This is a genomic window from Solwaraspora sp. WMMD792, from assembly GCF_029626105.1.
Classification (GTDB): domain Bacteria; phylum Actinomycetota; class Actinomycetes; order Mycobacteriales; family Micromonosporaceae; genus Micromonospora_E.
This window is the reverse complement of sequence record NZ_JARUBH010000009.1, coordinates 3,580,676-3,598,120: the sequence shown is the minus strand read 5'-3', so window position 1 is coordinate 3,598,120 and position 17,445 is coordinate 3,580,676. Positions and strand designations below refer to the sequence as shown.

Here is a 17,445-nt window from a genome sequence, read left to right as displayed (position 1 = left end):
AAGTTACGCGAGTGTTACAGAGTGACCACAGCCGTCAATGAATCCGGATTTTCGCCATCCGTTGGTCAGTTTCAGACGACCGCGCCGTCGTCCAGATCGTCATCCTCGTCGTGATCCGGCCGCAGCCGCCAGATCAGCGTGACAAACCCACCGACCACGCCAGCGAAACCGAGCAGGATGGCCAGTCCACGATCCACCGGAAGCACCGTCGGGAAGACGAAGAGGATGAAGCCGGCGATGATCGCCAGTACTCCGAGGACCGCAGCCGACGACAACCGGGGCAACGGGGGCGGCAGGGGAGGCGTGTAACCCTCCTCCGGCTCGTCCGGCAGCCGGGCACCGAAGGTGTCCAGTCCGTCCAGCAGGGACGGTTCGTCGTCCCGCCGTCCGACGGAGATGTTGGTGTAGCCGACCGCCCACGGCAACGGGTCCGGCGAGGCGGTGGCCGTGGACTCCGGCTCGGCGCGGCCGTGAGCGTCGTCGCCGGCCCGGCTGTCGCTGTCCCGGCTGTCGCTGTCCCGATCGGCCGGGCCTCGCTCGGTGGCGTCCCGGCCGGTGGCGTCCCGGCTGGCCGGCTCACGGCCGTCGCCCTCGCCTCCGGTCCCGTCCCGGCGCGGACCGCCGGCGAGCGGATCCCGCCTGGTCGACCGGCCCTCGACCGGCAGGTTCTCGACCGGCGGCAGGTTCTCGGCGGCCGGCCAGGGGGCGGCGGTGGGGTCCGCCGGAGCCGGAGCGTGATAGTTGGCGATGATGCCGGCCCAGACGGCGTCGACATCTGCGTCCCGACCGGCCGGCTGCCCCGCGCCGGCCGGAACGGTCGGGTCCGTCGCCGGCGACGTGATCTGCCCGGACCCGGTGGCCGGCGTACCGGGGCGGCTGCCCGGTGCGACCGGACCGTCCTCGGCCAACTGCACCAGGTAGCCCCGGGCGGTGTCCAGGTGCGCCCGGTCGACGAAGAGCCGGTCCACCGGTCGGGCCGGCACGGTTGTCGTGCGGGTGACCGGATTGACGTCCGACGACGGCTGCAGGTAGGCCGCGATCCCACCGGCGGCGAGTACGTCGAGCAGGTGTTCGCCGACCCGCGGGTCGACGTCGCCGGCCACGGCGTACTCGGATGCGTCGAGGCCGTTGTCCCGCCGCCCCCGACGCGCGCCACCCGCAGACACCGAATCAACTCCTCACCGGCCGCCGTCGCGCCCTGTCCGCCGGCGGGCCCCCGGCCGGGGGCGTGCCGTGCCCTTGAATCGTGACACGCCGGTAGGTGGTTGTGGGAGTGCGTTGTGCGGTGCCGTGCCCGTCGATCCCGCCGCCGGTGGTCACGACGCCAGCGTCGGAGACCAGCGGTAGCCGCCCGTGCCCTGGTCGCCGAGGTGCAGCAACCCGGGTGCCTTGTTACGCAGCGCGAAGCTTCGCACCTCGGCCAGCGCCGCCGCGTCGGCGTCGCGGTCGCCGCCACGCCGCCACGCCGCGACGGCCAGCGCCAACGCGATCATCCGGTCGGTGGTCGCGTCGATGTCGGCGAACCCGGCCGCCGCGGCGGCGTACAGCTCGCCTGCCCGGCGGTCTTCGCCGTCGGCCGCCGCCACCGCCCCGGTCACCGTCCGCAGCGCGGCCTCGGCCCACGGGGTCCGATGCTGCACCCGGTCGAGCATCGCCCGTACCTGCACCGCCGGGCCACGGCCGGCGATCGCGGCGGCGAACGCGGCAGCCGCGATCCACTCGCCGCTGGCCAGCGCGGGCACCTTCGACCAGGACCGGTCCAGCTCGTCGAGCAGCGCCGCGGCCTCCGCACCCCGCCCCTGCAGCGCGCGGCACAACGCGCCCAACCCGAGGCTGTTCCAGTACGGCCGGCGGAAGCCGCTGTCCCGGGCCGCGCGGACCGCGTCGGCGACGTCGTCGACCCCGCTCTGGTCGGCCATGGGCACCGGATCGCCGCGCAGCACCCGCAGACACGCCCGTAGGCCCCGTACCTGGATGTCCCACCGGCCGCTGGGCGTCGCGACGAACGCGTCGGCCGCGGCGAGGAAAGCGGCGAAGTCCCCGGCGAAGTAGGCACGCATGGCTTCGCCGGAGTATCCGGTGCTCAGCCCGGAGCCGGACGCGGCACCGGACATCAGCTCCTGGGCACCGGACCAGTCGCCCTCCTCGCACAACGCGTACGACAGGTTCTGCAGCGCCCGGGGCAGCGCGAGCAACTGGTGCTCGCGACACATCGCGGTGGCCGCCCGCAGCTCGTCCAGCCCGGATCGGTCACCGGCCTGGTACCGGGCCATGGCGACGGTGATCCGGGCGTTGGCCAGCGCCTCGGTCAGCCCCAGCCGGTCGGCGATCTCGGCCGCCGCCCCGGCCGCCGCGACCGCCGGGTCCCGTTCCAGGTTGAGCATGTGCAGCCGCCCCAGTTCGGCGTACGCGTCGGCCTTCTGGTCGGTGTCCGGCAGCGCGTCGAACAGTTCCACCGCCCGGTCGAGGCAGCGCAGCGCCTCGTCCCGGTCGGTCCGCAGCCAGGCGGCCCGCCCGAGCAGGGTCCAGGCCCGGGCCGCGCACCCCTGGTCGTTGACCTCGGCCAGCTGGTCGGCGAGCGCACCCAGCCGGTCGGTGCCACCCTCGGCGAGGAAGCCCGGGCCGTCGCGCAGAAACGCGAGCTCGGCGCCGAGCAGTTCGAGCTGCAACCGCTCACCCAGTCCGTCGGTGCCGGCGACGGTCACCAGGCGCAGCGCGCGTTCCACGTGCCCGCTCGCCACGTCCAGCGCGTGCAGGGCGTACGCCCGGCGGGCCGCACGGTGCAGGGCGTCCCGGGCAGCATCGGCGTACCCGTGGGTCTCCAGACCCAGCGTGTGCGCGATCTCGTGCGCTGCCCACCGGTGGTGGGCCAGCACCTCGGCCAGGTCGGTGTCCCGGTCGCCGGCGAGGGTGTCCAGCCAGTCGGCGGTCCGGGCGTGCCGGGCGACCCGTTCGTTGCGGGGCAGCCGCTGGTAGCAGACGTCGCGGACCAGCACGTGGCGGAACCGGAACTCGGGTTGCTGCGCCATCGCCGAATCCGGCTGTTCGTGGACGAAGTCGCGCTGCTCCAACCGGCGCAGCGCCCGGTCGACCAGCTCCACCGGCTGGCCGAGGGCGGCGGCGACCGCGCCGGGCCAGAACTGCACGCCGACCACGGCTGCGGCGAGCAGCACCGCCCGGTCGGTGACGTCCAGCAGATCCATCCGGTTGGCGATCACCCCGTGCACACTGTCCGGGATCGGCAGCTGGCCGCTGCGGGTCAACGCCCAACCACGGCCGCTGCGCCGCAACGCCCCCTGCTCCATCAGCATCCGCACGTACTCATGGGCATAGAGCGGGTTGCCGTCGGCCACCTCGATCAACGGGCCGAGCAGGTCGGCCGAGAACGGCGCCGCGCCGAACATGTGCGCGTACAGCGCGGCCACCCCGGTGTCGCGCAGCGGCGGCAGGGTGACGGTCAGCGCGCCCGGAGTGGTGCCCGCCCAGGCCGGCTCACGGCTGATCAGCTCGGGTCGGGCGGTGCACAGCAGCAGCAGCGGCACCTGGCGGGCGGAGGCGCCGAGCAGCTCGACGAAGCGCAGCATCGCCTCGTCGGCCCAGTGCAGGTCCTCGAAGACCAGCACGGTCGGCTGCCGGGCGGCCAGGGCGAGCAGGAACCGCCGCCACGCCGACTCGGTCTCCTCGGCCGGCAGGTTGCGGTGCGGCAGCCCGACCAGTGGGCGCAACGCGTCGACCAGCCGGTCCGCCTCCGGCCCCACCAGGGCCTGGACCCCGGCGGCCAACTTCTGCTCGGCGACGGTGGCCAGGTCGGTGTCGAGGATGCCGGCCTCGGCCTTGACGATGTCGGCGAGCGCGGCGAACGTGACGTTCTCCCCGAACGGCGGGCACCGTCCGATCCGCCAGGTGACCGGCTGGTCGACCAGCCGTTCGGTGTGCCGCAGCAGCTCCCGGACCAGTCGGCTCTTGCCGATGCCGGCCTGGCCGAGCACGGTGAGCACCTGGGGGCGCTGGTCGCGGATCGACCGGTACAGCGCGTTGACCAGCAACCCCAGCTCGTGTTCGCGGTCGATCAGCGGGGTCGCGTCGGTCTGCCGGTCGGCCGGCACCGGACGCAGCGGGGCCAGTGCCAGCCACACCTCGGTCGGCGACGACCGGCCGCGCAGCGTCACCGCCGGCTGCGGGTCGTAGCGGATCGCCTCCTTGGTCAGCCCGTGCGTGACGCCGCACACCAGCAACCCGTCGGCCGGTGCCACCGCCTGCATCCGGGACGCGGTGTTGACCACGTCGCCGGCCAGGAACGCCTGGCCGCCGTCGCGGGCCGCGCCGGTGTCGACCAGTGCCTCGCCGGTGGCCACGCCGATGCGGAACCGGAGTCCCTCGCCGGCCGTCGCGGTGAACTCGGTCAGGGCGCGGCGCAGGTCGAGCCCGGCCCGGACGCAGCGCAGGGCGTCGTTCTCGGTGGCCACCGGTGCACCGAACAGCGCCATCACCGCGTCGCCGATGTACTTCTCCACCACCCCGCCGTACTGGCCGACGACCCGGCGCGCGATGGAGAAGAAGTTCGTCTGCATCCGCCGGACCTGCTCGGGGTCGACCCGTTCCACGTACGGCGTGAAGTTGATCAGGTCGATGAACAGGACGCTGACCCGACGTCGGTCCTCCTGACTCGGCTCGGTCGGCCGTCGGCCACCCTGCGGCTGGCCGCAGGAGGTGCAGAAGCTCGCGTCGGCCGCCAGCGGGCGGTCGCAGTGCGCGCAGACAGGGATGAGCGCCGTACCGCAGCCGCCGCAGTAGCGGTCGTCGTCGGCCGCGGTCCGGCCACACTTTTCGCACGGGGCAGCGATGCCAGCCTCCTCGCGGGAACGTCGAGTCGGGAGCCTACTGTCGCATCTGGCCACCTGCCCTGGCCAGCGGCTATGCCCGGCCGGGCGTGGCGGTGCCGGACCCGACCTGCCGGGGTGGCCGGACTCGCAGGTCACGGCGGGTGCGTCAGCCCGAGTATCGCCGGTGCGGTCAACTGTCCATAACCGGGCTGTTGGCTAATGGACAGTCCATCTACCGGTGGTACCGGGATACATTCATCTGGCCAGATCAGACCGAGCAGGGGAGTCCTGACATGGTGTACGTCAAGTTGGAGAAGGACTGGACGGACCCGTCCGGGGCCAGCCACGGCGCGGGGGAGATGATCGATCTCGACGCCGGCACGCTGGCGAAGTTGCAGGAGGAGGGGGTCGTGGCCGAGGAGTGGATCGGCCCGACCGGGGAGAAGGTCGGCACCAACTGGATCGGCCCGACCAGCACCCAGCCCTGACAGCGGCAGACGTCAGGCCCGGCGGTACGCGCGCCACGCGCGTACCGCCGGTATCGTCCTCATCGGTCGGCCATTCCGGCCCGGCGGCGCAGCGCGGCCACGTCGGTCACCACGATCCGCCGACCTTCGGTACGCAGCCAACCCCGGTTGCTGAACGATCCGATCGCCTGGTTGACGCTCTGCCGGGAGCCACCGGCCATCTCCGCCAGCTGGCTCTGGTTCAGCTCGATGGTGATCATCGGGGCCTGGCTCTCCCCGGCCAGCCGGACCAGCGTCTTGGCCACCCGACCGGGCAGATCGAGGAAGACGTGATCGGCGTTCTGCTCGGTGAGCCGGCGGATCAGCGCACCGAGTGAGCGCATCACCGCGTCGAGAATGCGCGGGTTGGAGTGCACCAGATCCATGAACGCGCCCCGGGACAACGCCAGCGCGGTGCAGTCCTCGATGGCCTCGGCGGACGCCGACCGGGTCGACGCGTCCAGCAGCGACACCTCGCCCAGCACGTCGGGCGGGCGGACGACGGACAACACCGCCCGTTCGCCGGTCGGCGCGGTGCGGAAGACCGCGACGGCGCCCCTTTTGAGCACGATGAGCGACTCGCCCGGGTCGTTCTCGACGAAGAGCAACTGACCCCTGCGGTAGGTGCGGGGCACGGCGGCAGCGATGACCCGTTGCCGGACCTCGGGTTCGAGCCCGGCGAACATGTCCACGCCGGTGAGCGCGTCACCCGGCTCCGGCAGGCGCATCTCCACGGTCCAACCCCTCCCCACCAAGGGCACCATCCCACTGGGGGCACCATCGTGCCCGTCCGGGGTGCATCACCCGACCCAGGCGAACATGAAATAGATACCGTTCGGAGAACGGTGTCAACATCAGATCATGGCTGCCGTGTCGCGTGGTGTACACCCCCACAATCATTTCTGTGACAGTCCTGTGCCCGACAAACCGGCAGGCTAGCGGCCAGATCCACCGGCGGGTGGGGGCCGACACGGGGCCCGGCGGATCCGGCCGTGGGGATGCGGTACCGGTCGGAGCGAGCCGGTCGACGGCGACGCTCCGGCCGGTACCCCGATGGGGGTCTATCTCCGGTATCGGCGAGGATGGCGGTAATGATCTACCGCTACTTCTACGACTGCGAGTTCATCGAGGACGGGCGCCTCGTCGATCTGGTTTCGATCGGTGTCGTCGACGAGCACGGCCGGGAGTTCTACGCGGTCTCCACGGAGTTCGACGGTGCCCGGGCGGTGCCGTGGGTGCGTCGCCACGTGCTCGACAAGCTGCCGTCACCGGCCGATCCGGCCTGGCGGTCCCGGGCGCGGATCCGCGACGAGCTGTACGCGTTCCTGGTCGCGCCGCTGCGCGACGGTTCGGCCACCGAGTTGGAGCTGTGGGCCTGGTACGCCGCGTACGATCATGTGGCGCTGGCCCAGTTGTGGGGGGCCATGCCGGCCCTGCCCCGGGAGATTCCCCGGTTCACCAAGGACCTGCGGCAGCGGTGGGACGACGCCGGTCGGCCGGAGCTGCCGGCGTCGGCCGCCGACCGGCACGACGCGCTCGTCGACGCACGCCACAACCTTGCCCGCTGGCAGGTGATCAGCCGGGCCTACCGGCGGTGACCGGGCCAGCGACGGTCCGGTGATCCTCGGGGTCTGCTCGCCCGGTCGCCGGTCGGGCCGATAAAGTGCGCACTGACGGCCCGCCCCGGGCCGGCAACGATGCCGACGGTCTGACCGGACTTCGTTCCTGGGGCTCGAGTGGGTCTACCGCACAGTTTCCTGGAGGATGAGCGGATCATGCGTATCGGCGTGCTCACCGGCGGCGGCGACTGCCCCGGCCTGAACGCAGTGATCAGGGCGGTGGTGCGCAAGGGCGTCGCCAGCTACGGTCACGAGTTCATCGGATTCCGCGACGGCTGGCGCGGACCGCTGGAGGGGCTGAGCCGGCCTCTCGGTATCGACGAGGTCCGGGGCATCCTGCCCCGCGGCGGCACCATCCTCGGTTCGTCCCGGACCAACCCGTTCAAGATCGACGGCGGGGTCGAGCGGATCAAGGAGAACCTGGCGTCCCAGGGCGTGGACGCCCTGGTCGCGATCGGCGGCGAGGACACTCTCGGCGTCGCCACCAAGCTGCACGAACTCGGCGTGCAGGTGGTCGGCGTGCCGAAGACGATCGACAACGACCTCGGCGCCACCGACTACACCTTCGGCTTCGACACCGCGGTCAACATCGCGATGGAGGCCATCGACCGGCTGCACACCACCGCCGAGAGCCACCACCGCACCCTGGTGGTCGAGGTGATGGGCCGGCACGCCGGCTGGATCGCGCTGCACGCCGGCCTCGCCGGTGGGGCGAACGTGATCCTGCTGCCGGAGCGCGAGTTCGACGTGGAGCAGGTCGCCACCTACGTCGAGAAGCGGTTCCAGAAGCAGTACGCCCCGATCGTGGTGGTCGCCGAGGGGGCCCACCCGATGGAGGGCCAGATGGTCCTGCAGAACAAGGAGCTCGACTCCTTCGGCCACGTCCGGCTCGGCGGCATCGGCCAGTGGCTCGCCGAGCAGCTGGAGGCCAAGACGGGCAAGGAGGCCCGGACCGTCGTGCTGGGGCACATCCAGCGCGGCGGCACCCCCACCGCCTTCGACCGGGTGCTCGCCACCCGGCTCGGCCTGCACGCGATCGACGCCGCCAACGACGGCGACTGGGGCAAGATGGTCGGTATCCGGGGCACCGACATCGTCCGGGTGCCGCTGGCCGAGGCGACCCGGGAGCTCAAGACCGTCCCGCTGGAGCGCTACACCGAGGCCGAGGTCTTCTTCGGCAGCTGACCACCCGTTCCGGGCCGGGATGAGCGGCTCCCGCCAGGGCGCCGCTCCGCCCGGTCCGTCACGGTCCGGTCCGGCGCGATTCGGTCCCGGTCGGTCACCGGTTCGGTTCGGTTCGGTTCGGTTCGAGAGAGGATGACGTACGGATGCCTCCCGGCGCGCACAAGGTGGCCGTGATCGGCGCCGGCAAGATCGGCGAGCTGGTCCTCTCCGGCCTGTTGCGGGCCGGCTGGCCGGCCGATCAACTGCTGGCGACGACTCGGCGGCGGGAGCGGGCCGAGGACATCGCGGTGCGCTACGGCGTGTCGGTGGTGGACAACCACACCGCGGTGGCCGAGGCGGAGGTGCTGGCCGTGGCGGTCAAGCCGCAGGACGCCGCCACCCTGCTGGACCAGATCGGCCCCAAGGTGCCGGCGGACAAGCTGGTCGTCTCGCTCTGCGCGGGACTACCGACCGAGTTCTTCGCCCGCCGCCTACCGGACGGCACCCCGGTGGTACGGGTGATGACCAACACCCCGGCGCTGGTGGATCAGGCGATGACCGCCATCTCCGCCGGCCGGCACGCCACCGCCGAGCATCTGGCCCTCGCCGAGGAGATGTTCCAGCCGCTCGGTGTCACGATCCGGGTGCCGGAGACCCAGCAGGACGCGGTCACCGCGTTGTCCGGCTCCGGCCCGGCCTACTTCTACCTGCTGGTCGAGGCGATGATCGACGCCGGAATCCTGCTCGGGCTGCCCCGCCAGGTGGCGCACGACCTGATCGTGCAGACGGCGATCGGTTCGGCGGTGATGCTGCGGGACTCCGGCGAGCATCCGGTCAAGCTGCGTGAGGCCGTCACCTCGCCGGCCGGCACCACCATCTCGGCCATCCGCGAGCTGGAGAACCACGGGGTCCGGGCGGCGCTGCTCGCCGCCCTGGAAGCGGCCCGCGACCGCGCCCGGGAGCTGGCCGCGCAGCACGGCTGAGGTATTCATTCACGCTCACCCTCTTCCGCCGAACGTGTCGGTGTGGCTACCGTTTGCGACATAGGTGGTCGTAGGTGGCTCGACGGGAACGAGGTCCGCCGGCACTGGGCGACCGCCGTACCGGCGTCGTATCGTGACTTCCCCTGCGGCGACGTCGACAGCCGGCCCTGGCTGCCCCCCTGCGGCCGGCTGACGGGCGCGTTCCGCCGACGCGCCCAGTGCCGCCGCCGGCGCACGGCGACCGGCGGCGGCCCGGGGCAGCCGTCCGGGTCAGTGGCCGCGCCGGGCGGTCGGCCGCAGCCCAGCGGCCTCGCGTGACGGTCGGCCGCAGTCCTCCGGCGACCGGTCGACCCACGACGGGTGGTGATGGACCATACTGGCGAACGTGTTCACCCTCGCCCAGGCCCGCCACCTGATGGCAACCCTCCGTCCACGGATCGACGAGTTGGTCCTACTCCGCGCGGACCTGGCTGAGTTGCGGGCGGATCTGGCGGCCGGATCGGACAGCCCGCACGGCGGTCTGGCCGAGGTGAAAGGGCTGGAAGCGCGGATCTACGGGATTCTCGACGAGCTGAACGAGCAGGAGATCCAGGTCAAGGGCGTCGCCCCGGTGCTGCTCGACTTCCCGGGCGAGCTGGACGACCGTCCGGTCCTGTGGTGCTGGCTGGAAGGCGACGGCGAGATCCGCTGGTACCACCGCCTGGAGTGTGGGTTCTCCGGCCGACGCCGGATCTGAGCCCGGCTTCGTCCGCGCGGTTCCCCGGTGCTGTCGGACGACGCCTGGCCGGGGTCGCGCAGCCATCGAGATATCGACATCTTGACGAACTGGTCGATGTGTGAGTAGCGTCTCAGGCACTTTATGGAAAGTTTCCTAACTAAATGGGGAGACGCCTGATGAGAAGATCACTGCGCCGCGCCGTCTGGGCCGGGGCGCTGGCCGTGGTGACGGCCGCGGCGGCGGTGCCGGTCACCGCGGCGTTCGGCGCCGGCACCATCTCCGCCAGCTTCGTCGCCAGCTCCGACTGGGGTACCGGACACGAGGTCCGGGTGACGGTCGCCAACGGCTCCGACGCCACCGTCGGCACCTGGCGGATCGAGTTCGACCTGCCGGCCGGCACCACCATCAGCAGCTTCTGGGACGCCGACGTGACGCGCAGCGGCAACCGGTACACCGCGGTGAAGAAGAGCTGGGCCGGTGGCCTCGCGCCGGGAGCATCGTTCAGCTGGGGCTACATCGGCACCGGCGCATTCCGGGCACCGCAGAACTGCACCATCAACGGGGTCTCCTGTGCCGGTGGCCCGGCACCGACCACCGCGCCGCCCCCGACGACGGCGCCGCCCACCACCGCGCCGCCCACCACGCCACCGCCGACGACTCCGCCACCGCCGCCCGGTGGGCAGAAGGTGGTCGGCTACTTCACCCAGTGGGGGGTCTACGCCCGCAACTACCACGTGCGCAACATCCACACGAGCGGGTCGGCGGCGAAGATGACCCACATCATGTACGCCTTCGGCAACACCGCCGGTGGGCGCTGCGCCATCGGGGACAGCTACGCCGATTACGAGAAGGCGTACACCGCCGCGGACAGCGTCGACGGGGTCGCCGACACCTGGGACCAGCCGTTGCGGGGCAACTTCAACCAGCTGCGCAAGCTCAAGGCGATGTACCCGCACCTGAAGGTGATCTGGTCGTTCGGCGGCTGGACCTGGTCCGGCGGCTTCACCCAGGCCGCGCAGAACCCGGCCGCGTTCGCCGAGTCCTGCTACAACCTGGTCGAGGACCCACGCTGGGCGGACGTGTTCGACGGTATCGACATCGACTGGGAGTACCCCAACGCCTGTGGCCTGACCTGCGACTCCAGCGGTCCTGCGGCGTTCCGGAACCTGATCTCGGCACTGCGTGACCGGTTCGGGTCGAGCGCGCTGGTGACCGCGGCGATCACCGCGGACGGCAGCAACGGCGGCAAGATCGATGCGGCCGACTACGCCGGAGCGGTCGGCGACCTGAACTGGATCATGCCGATGACGTACGACTACTTCGGCGCCTTCAACGCGCAGGGACCGACCGCCCCACACTCGCCACTGACCTCGTACCCGGGAATCCCGCAGCAGGGCTTCTGGTCGGACGCGGCGATCCAGAAGCTGAAGAGCAAGGGCATCCCGGCGAACAAGCTGCTGCTCGGCATCGGCTTCTACGGTCGGGGCTGGACCGGCGTCAGCCAGAGCGCTCCGGGTGGCACCGCCACCGGTCCGGCACCGGGCACCTACGAGCAGGGCATCGAGGACTACAAGGTGCTGAAGAACACCTGCCCGGCGACCGGCACCGTCGGCGGCACCGCGTACGCCAAGTGCGGCAACAACTGGTGGAGCTACGACACCCCGGCGACCATCGGCGGCAAGATGAACTACGCCAGGGGCCAGGGCCTCGGCGGGGCGTTCTTCTGGGAGTTGTCCGGCGACACCGGCAACGGTGAACTGGTCACCGCGATCCGCAACGGTCTCGGCTGAGGCTGAAACCACCACCCGCACGGGTGTCCGGGGGCGGCGGGTACGCCGCCCCCGGACACCCGGCTCGGGTCACCTGCGGTTGGCGTACTCCTGGTAGGCCTTGACCACCTCGGTGCTCGGCCCGTCCATGCGGATCACGCCGGACTCCAGCCAGATACTGCGCTCACAGGTGTCCAGAATCGACTTGTTGCTGTGACTGACCAGGAAGACGGTCCCGGCCTCGGCCCGCAGCTCACGGACCCGTTCCTCGCTGCGCCGCTGGAACGCGGCGTCGCCGGTGGCCAGCGCCTCGTCGATCATCAGCACATCGTGGCTCTTCGCCGCGGCGATCGAGAACCGCAGTCGGGCCGCCATACCCGACGAGTAGGTCCGCATCGGCAGCGACGCGAAATCGTCCCGTTCGTTGATGCCAGAGAACTGTACGATCCCGTCGTACTTCGCCCGCACCTCCGCCGGGCTCATTCCCATCGCCAGGCAACCGAGCACGACGTTACGCTCGCCGGTCAGGTCGTTCATCAGGGCGGCGTTCACCCCGAGCAGGGACGGCTGACCCTGGGTGTAGACCTTGCCCCGGCGCGGCGGCAGCAGGCCGGCCACCGCACGCAGCAGGGTCGACTTGCCGGAGCCGTTGCTGCCGATCAGCCCGATCGCCTCGCCACGGTGCGCCACGAAGCTGACGCCGCGAATGGCGTGCACCTCGCGTACCGTCGGGGCCTGCTTGCGGGTCGCGATCCGCCGCAGCGCCGCGACCGGGCTGTTGCGCCCACCGCCGCCGGTGTTGATCCGGTAGACGACGTGCAGGTTGTCGACGATCACGGTGGGCACCCGGGTGTCGGCCCCGGAAGCCGGTGCGTCCAGCAGGTCAGCCACGGCCGTACTCCTCCTCGGCACGCCAGAAGTAGATGAAGCCCACCACACCCATCAGCACGGCCCAACCGCCGGCCGCCGGCCACAGGTACCCGGGCGGGCTGCCCATCGAGTCCATCAACGCGTAGCGGACCAGGTCGATGTAGACCGCCATCGGGTTGAACTGCAGCACGGTGACCACCCAGCCGGGCAGGTCGCCGGTGAACCGGTCGATGCTGTAGAACACGCCGGACGAGTACAGCCAGGTCCGCATCACGAACGGCAGCAGTTGGGAGAGGTCACTGGTGCGCGCCGCCCAGCGGGCCACCATCATGGCCAGCCCGCCGCTGAACAGCGTCTGCAGCAGCAGCGCCGGGATCAGCAGCAGCCAGCTGAAGTCGATCCCCTCACCGGTGGCCAGCATGATGACCGCAAGCACGGTCATCGACGGGGCGAGTTGCTGCAACTGCACCAGCACCGAGGTCAACGGCAGGCTGGCCCGGGGGAAGTGCACCGCCCGGATCAGGTTCATGTTGTCGCCGATCGACCGGGCCGAGGTGGTCACCGCCTGCTGGGTGAAGGTGAAGATGAAGATCCCGGTGCAGAGGTACGCGATGTAGTTGTCGATGCCGCGGTCGGTGCCCAGCAGCAGCCCGAAGACCAGGAAGTACACCCCGGCGTTGGCCAGCGGGGTGATCACCTGCCAGATCTGGCCCAGCCGGGCGTTGGTGTACATGGCGATCAGCCGGGCGTTGGAGTACGCCCAGATGAAATGCCGCCGCGACCACAACTGCTTGACGTAGGCACCCAGCGACGGGCGGGCACCGCTCACCGCCAGGCCGTGTTGTCGGGCCAGCTCGGCGAGGGTAGGCCCGCTATCCGGTTCCAGCGTCACGGTCGTGCCACTGGTTGGCTGCCGCATCCGATCTGTCCTTCCATCAGCCAACGCTGCCGCTCGTGCACACCCGCGCCCCTCTCCGACGGGTACCTCTCGTCCCGGACGCCGCGACGACGGTGCCGCGCGACCCGCTGGCACGGGTGGTGCCGGACCGGTGAGGCCGGTTCATGTCCGGCTTCTCATCTTCATGTCCGATGGCACGGAACGATACCGTCGCGTCCTGACGGAAACGGTAGGGGAGGCAACGACGATACGCAACCGTATCGTCGTGCGGTTACACTGGCTCGAATGCAGGGCGACGGAAAGCGACCGCCGGCGGGCGCGGCGGTACTGCGGGAGGATGTGACGCAGGCGATCCGGGCTGCCGCGTTGCAGGAACTGGCCGCAGTCGGCTACGGCAGGATGTCGATCGAAGCGGTGGCCCGCCGGGCCGGGGTCGGCAAGACCGCCGTCTACCGGCGGTGGGGTTCGAAACTGGAGATGGTCATCGGGATCGTCTCCGAGGTCGCCCTCGGGGTGACCGCCGTGCCGGACACCGGCACCTTGCGCGGTGACCTCGAGCTGGTGCTGACCATCGCGGCCCGGGCGTTGCGTCATCCGTTGGCCGGGCAGATCGTGCCGGACCTGCTCGCCGAGGCGGCCCGCAACCCGGCGATCGCGCAGACCCTGCAGGCAGCCCTGCGCGACAACCAGCGGGGGATCGGCACCCTGGTGACGAACCGGGCGGTGCGGCGGGGCGAACTGCCCGCCGACACCGATCCCGACTTCGTCGTCGACCTGATGGTCGGCCCGCTCTACTGGCGGCTCGCGGTGGCCCGTACCCCGCTGCCGCGCGGCTACGTCGCCCGGCTGGCCGCCTCGGTCGCCGCCGCCCTCACCGCCGGGGCGGCAACCGACCCGGCGGCCGACCCGGCGGGCAGCCGGGCAGCCAACCCGGCTACCGGTCCGTCAGCTCCCCCTGCCACCGGCTGATGTCGGCGGCCACCTCTCGGACCTCGCCGTGGCCGACCAGCTGCACCCGCCACGGCAGGGCCGGCCCGGCGACCCGGTCCGCGGTGACCGCCGTGCCGTGCCGGGCGACCACGAACCTGGCGGCCTCGGACCCGTCCAGCGCCGGCACCGACACCTGCACCTGCTGCCCGTCGGCGAGCTGGTACACCGCCAGGGTCACCCCGTCGGCGTACGAGTAGTCCGGTCGGTCCGCGTTCGCCCCGAGCGGCAGCACCGTGCCGGGGCGCACCAGCACCGGCACCTGGTCGAACCCGACCGTCCGGCGCACCCAGCCCGGGCCGGTGATCTCCTCGCCGGTCTGCAGGTGGGTCCAGGTGCCGGCCGGAAGGTAGAAATCCACCTGCCCGTCGGCCCGGAACACCGGCGCCACCAGCAGGCTGTCCCCGAGCAGGTACTGCCGCTCCAGGTGGGTCACCGCCGGGTCGTCCGGGAAGTCGGCGACCAGCGGACGCATCACCGGGATCCCCTCGGCGTGGGCCAGTACCGCCTGACCGAACAGGTACGGCATCAGCCGCGCCTTGAGCCGGGTGAAGATCCGCAGTACGTCGACCGCCTCCTCGTCGAACGTCCACGGCACCCGGTAGGTCTGGCTGCCGTGCAACCGGCTGTGCGAGGAGAGCAGCCCGAACGGGATCCAGCGCTTGAACACCTCCGGTGCCGGCCGGCCCTCGAAACCGCCGATGTCGTGGCTCCAGAAGCCGAACCCGGACATCGCCAGCGACAAGCCGCCGCGCAGGCTCTCCGCCATCGACTCGAAGGTGGATTCGCAGTCACCGCCCCAGTGCACCGGGAACTGCTGCCCGCCAGCGGTCGCCGACCGGGCGAACAGCACCGCCTCGCCCTCGCCGCGGTGCTCCCGGAGCAGGTCGAACACCGTCTGGTTGTACAGGTGCGTGTAGTAGTTGTGCATCCGTTCCGGGTCGGCGCCGTCGTGCCAGATGACGTCGGTCGGGATCCGCTCCCCGAAATCGGTCTTGAACGCGTCGACGCCCATGTCCAGCAACGCCCGCAACTTGTCGGCGTACCAGCGTCGGGCGTCCGGGTTGGTGAAGTCGACCAGACCCATCCCGGCCTGCCAGAGGTCACACTGCCAGACGTCGTCGTCGGCGGTCCGGACCAGGTAGCCCCGCGCCGCCCCTTCGGCGAACAGCGCCGACCGCTGCGCGATGTACGGGTTGATCCACACGCAGATCTTCAGGTCCCGCTTGCGTAGCCGCTCCAACATCAGCTCGGGTTCGGGAAAGACCCGCGGATCCCATTCGAAGTTCGACCAGTGGAACTCGCGCATCCAGAAACAGTCGAAGTGGAACACCGACAGCGGCAGCTCCAGCTCCGCCATGGTGTCGATGAACGAGCTCACCGTCTGCTCGTCGTAGGAGGTGGTGAACGAGGTGCTCAACCACAGCCCGAACGACCAGGCCGGCGGCAGGGCCGGACGGCCGGTCAGGGCGGTGTACTTGCGCAGGATCTCGTGCGGCGTCGGGCCGTAGATGACCAGGTACTCCAGGCTCTGCCCGGCGACGCTGAACGACACCCGGGAGACCACCTCGGAGCCGACCTCGAACGAGACCAGCCCGGGGTGGTTGACGAACACCCCGTACCCGCCGGTGGTGAGGTAGAACGGAACGTTCTTGTACGCCTGCTCGCTGCTGGTGCCGCCGTCCTCCTGCCAGATGTCGACCACCTGGCCGTTGCGGACCAGCGGGCCGAACCGCTCACCGAGTCCGTACACCGTCTCGCCGACGCCGAGGCTGAGCTGTTCCCGCACGTACGACCCGTCGTCGGTGTCCAGCGCGGCCATGCTCTTGTAGCCGCTGCCGGTGAGCACCCGGTCGGCGGCCACGAACTCCAGCCGCCAGCCGTCGCCCCGGGCGAACCGGGCGGTCAGCTCACCCGAGGTGATGCTGGCGTGCTCGGCGCCGTCGGTCACCTGGACGTCGGTGTCCGGCTCGGTGGCCAGGGCGAAGTCCGGATGCCGGGGCCGCCGGCCGAGGAAGTGCCCCACCTGGACGGAGATCACGTCTGGGGCGGGGGAGGTGCAGCGTACGGTGAGCAGCGGCTGGTTGAGGGTGTCGCCGCGACCGGTGATCCGCCGGGTCGGGGCGTACACGGTCAACGCCGCCGGCTCGACCTCGACGTCGTGCACCTGCGCGGGATAGAGCGGCCGTACGCCGTCACGCATCCGCCAGTATCCGTTGCTGAATTTCATCGAACCCTCTCTCGGGTCAGGTCCTACTTGACCGCGCCGGCCAGCACACCCCGGGTCAGGGTGCGCTGGAAGATGAGGAAGAACAGCACCGCCGGCACGATGCCGAGCAGCGCCGACGCGCTGGTGGTGGTGGCGTCCATCATCCGGTCTCCCTGCAGTACGCCGAGCGCCACCGGCACCGTCTGCTTGTCGTTGGAGATCAGGAAGATCAGCGGCAGGAAGAACTCGTTCCAGGTCCAGATGAAGAAGAAGGTGAACAGCACCGACAGGGTCGGCCAGCTGGTCGGAACGACTACTTTCCACAGCACCCGCCACTTGCCCGCCCCGTCCATCGCGGCGGCCTCCAGCAACTGTCGCGGAAAGTCGCGGAACACCGAGGAGAGCAGATAGGTGCCGAACGCCGCCTGGATCGCGGTGAAGATGATGATGACCGCGATCCGGCTGTTGTAGAGTCCGACCTGTTTGGACAGATAATAGAGCGGGTAGACCAGCGCCTCCTGCGGCAGCAGGTTGGCCAGTAGGAAGAACATCAGGAAGGCGAGTCGTCCGCGCATCCGACCGATGCCGATCGCGTACGCGTTGAGCACCGAGATCACCACCGCGCCGACGGCGACCGTGGCGCTGATCAGGAAGCTGTTCCACAGCTTCTCGCCGAAGTCGACCCGGAACCAGAAGTCGACGATACCGCGCAGGTAGAGCTCGCCGGGCAGGGAGAGCGGACCGTTGGCGGCGTACTCGGCCGGCGCCTTCACCGCGTTGAGCGCCACGACCAGGAACGGTGCCAGCACCAGCAGGGTGAGTACGGTCAGGCCGATCAGGACGGTCGAGGCGGTCAGCCGGCCGGGCCGGCCGCGCCGGGCAGTTGTGGCGGCGACCAT

General features: G+C 70.9%; 14 protein-coding genes. 7 read left to right on the top strand and 7 right to left on the bottom strand.

The features are described 5' to 3' along the window. Window positions 1-71: 71 nt before the first annotated feature. Both O7629_RS17145 and O7629_RS17140 read right to left on the bottom strand, forming a co-directional pair. Entirely contained in the window at window positions 72-1,166 is a 1,095-nt protein-coding gene (locus O7629_RS17145; RefSeq protein ID WP_278170333.1) for a DUF308 domain-containing protein, read from the bottom strand. 150 nt (window positions 1,167-1,316) lie between these two features. After that, window positions 1,317-4,898, bottom strand: coding sequence for an adenylate/guanylate cyclase domain-containing protein (locus tag O7629_RS17140; RefSeq protein WP_278170332.1), 3,582 nt, complete (start codon window positions 4,896-4,898; stop codon window positions 1,317-1,319). Window positions 4,899-5,116: 218 nt separating this feature from the next. Between O7629_RS17140 and O7629_RS17135 the strand changes: the two genes are divergently transcribed. Next, window positions 5,117-5,311 carry a hypothetical protein gene (locus tag O7629_RS17135; RefSeq protein ID WP_278170330.1) on the top strand — a complete coding sequence of 65 codons (195 nt, stop codon included), beginning with the start codon at window positions 5,117-5,119 and terminating at the stop codon, window positions 5,309-5,311. A 59-nt stretch (window positions 5,312-5,370) separates the two neighbouring features. Here O7629_RS17135 and O7629_RS17130 read toward each other — a convergent pair whose 3' ends face one another. Beyond that, entirely contained in the window at window positions 5,371-6,063 is a 693-nt protein-coding gene (locus tag O7629_RS17130) for a Crp/Fnr family transcriptional regulator (RefSeq protein ID WP_123602718.1), read from the bottom strand. A 357-nt stretch (window positions 6,064-6,420) separates the two neighbouring features. Here O7629_RS17130 and O7629_RS17125 point away from each other — a divergent pair, with 357 nt between their 5' ends. The 5 genes from O7629_RS17125 to O7629_RS17105 all read left to right on the top strand — a co-directional run bounded on the left by O7629_RS17125 (window position 6,421) and on the right by O7629_RS17105 (window position 11,603). Then, window positions 6,421-6,927, top strand: coding sequence for a polyadenylate-specific 3'-exoribonuclease AS (locus O7629_RS17125; RefSeq protein ID WP_278170328.1), 507 nt, complete (start codon window positions 6,421-6,423; stop codon window positions 6,925-6,927). 177 nt (window positions 6,928-7,104) lie between these two features. Then, on the top strand, window positions 7,105-8,133 hold the full coding sequence (locus O7629_RS17120) for a 6-phosphofructokinase (RefSeq protein ID WP_278170326.1): 1,029 nt from the start codon (window positions 7,105-7,107) through the stop codon (window positions 8,131-8,133). Window positions 8,134-8,276: 143 nt separating this feature from the next. Next, window positions 8,277-9,095, top strand: a complete 819-nt coding sequence (gene proC / locus O7629_RS17115) for a pyrroline-5-carboxylate reductase (protein WP_278170324.1) — start codon at window positions 8,277-8,279, stop codon at window positions 9,093-9,095. Between the two features lie 385 nt (window positions 9,096-9,480). After that, a complete protein-coding gene (locus tag O7629_RS17110; RefSeq protein WP_123602715.1) occupies window positions 9,481-9,831 on the top strand; it encodes a DUF2203 domain-containing protein in 351 nt (116 codons plus the stop codon). Between the two features lie 158 nt (window positions 9,832-9,989). Then, window positions 9,990-11,603 carry a glycosyl hydrolase family 18 protein gene (locus tag O7629_RS17105; protein WP_278170322.1) on the top strand — a complete coding sequence of 538 codons (1,614 nt, stop codon included), beginning with the start codon at window positions 9,990-9,992 and terminating at the stop codon, window positions 11,601-11,603. Window positions 11,604-11,672: 69 nt separating this feature from the next. On the opposite strand, the gene O7629_RS17100 is transcribed toward O7629_RS17105, so the two are convergent. Then, on the bottom strand, window positions 11,673-12,473 hold the full coding sequence (locus tag O7629_RS17100) for an ABC transporter ATP-binding protein (RefSeq protein ID WP_278170321.1): 801 nt from the start codon (window positions 12,471-12,473) through the stop codon (window positions 11,673-11,675). Then, entirely contained in the window at window positions 12,466-13,371 is a 906-nt protein-coding gene (locus O7629_RS17095) for an ABC transporter permease (protein ID WP_278170320.1), read from the bottom strand. Before O7629_RS17095 ends, O7629_RS17100 begins: the two co-directional genes overlap by 8 nt. Before the next feature lie 264 nt (window positions 13,372-13,635). On the opposite strand from O7629_RS17095, the gene O7629_RS17090 reads away from it, so the two are divergent. Then, a complete protein-coding gene (locus O7629_RS17090; RefSeq protein WP_278170319.1) occupies window positions 13,636-14,319 on the top strand; it encodes a TetR/AcrR family transcriptional regulator in 684 nt (227 codons plus the stop codon). On the opposite strand, the gene yicI is transcribed toward O7629_RS17090, so the two are convergent. Together yicI and O7629_RS17080 are read right to left on the bottom strand one after the other, a co-directional pair. Further along, window positions 14,285-16,567 (bottom strand): alpha-xylosidase, encoded by a 2,283-nt coding sequence (gene yicI / locus O7629_RS17085; protein WP_278170318.1) that lies wholly within the window; start codon window positions 16,565-16,567, stop codon window positions 14,285-14,287. The genes O7629_RS17090 and yicI overlap by 35 nt on opposite strands. 23 nt (window positions 16,568-16,590) lie before the next feature. After that, on the bottom strand, window positions 16,591-17,445 hold the full coding sequence (locus tag O7629_RS17080) for a carbohydrate ABC transporter permease (RefSeq protein WP_278170317.1): 855 nt from the start codon (window positions 17,443-17,445) through the stop codon (window positions 16,591-16,593).

Excerpts from the sequence above, each read along its gene's own strand:
- O7629_RS17095 (WP_278170320.1), bottom strand. The coding sequence starts at position 13,371 with ATGCGGCAGCCAACCAGTGGCACGACCGTGACGCTGGAACCGGATAGC.
- O7629_RS17080 (WP_278170317.1), bottom strand. The coding sequence starts at position 17,445 with ATGGTCGCCGCCACAACTGCCCGGCGCGGCCGGCCCGGCCGGCTGACC.
- O7629_RS17135 (WP_278170330.1), top strand. The coding sequence starts at position 5,117 with ATGGTGTACGTCAAGTTGGAGAAGGACTGGACGGACCCGTCCGGGGCC.
- yicI (WP_278170318.1), bottom strand. The coding sequence starts at position 16,567 with ATGAAATTCAGCAACGGATACTGGCGGATGCGTGACGGCGTACGGCCG.
- O7629_RS17125 (WP_278170328.1), top strand. The coding sequence starts at position 6,421 with ATGATCTACCGCTACTTCTACGACTGCGAGTTCATCGAGGACGGGCGC.
- proC (WP_278170324.1), top strand. The coding sequence starts at position 8,277 with ATGCCTCCCGGCGCGCACAAGGTGGCCGTGATCGGCGCCGGCAAGATC.
- O7629_RS17105 (WP_278170322.1), top strand. The coding sequence starts at position 9,990 with ATGAGAAGATCACTGCGCCGCGCCGTCTGGGCCGGGGCGCTGGCCGTG.
- O7629_RS17090 (WP_278170319.1), top strand. The coding sequence starts at position 13,636 with ATGCAGGGCGACGGAAAGCGACCGCCGGCGGGCGCGGCGGTACTGCGG.
- O7629_RS17120 (WP_278170326.1), top strand. The coding sequence starts at position 7,105 with ATGCGTATCGGCGTGCTCACCGGCGGCGGCGACTGCCCCGGCCTGAAC.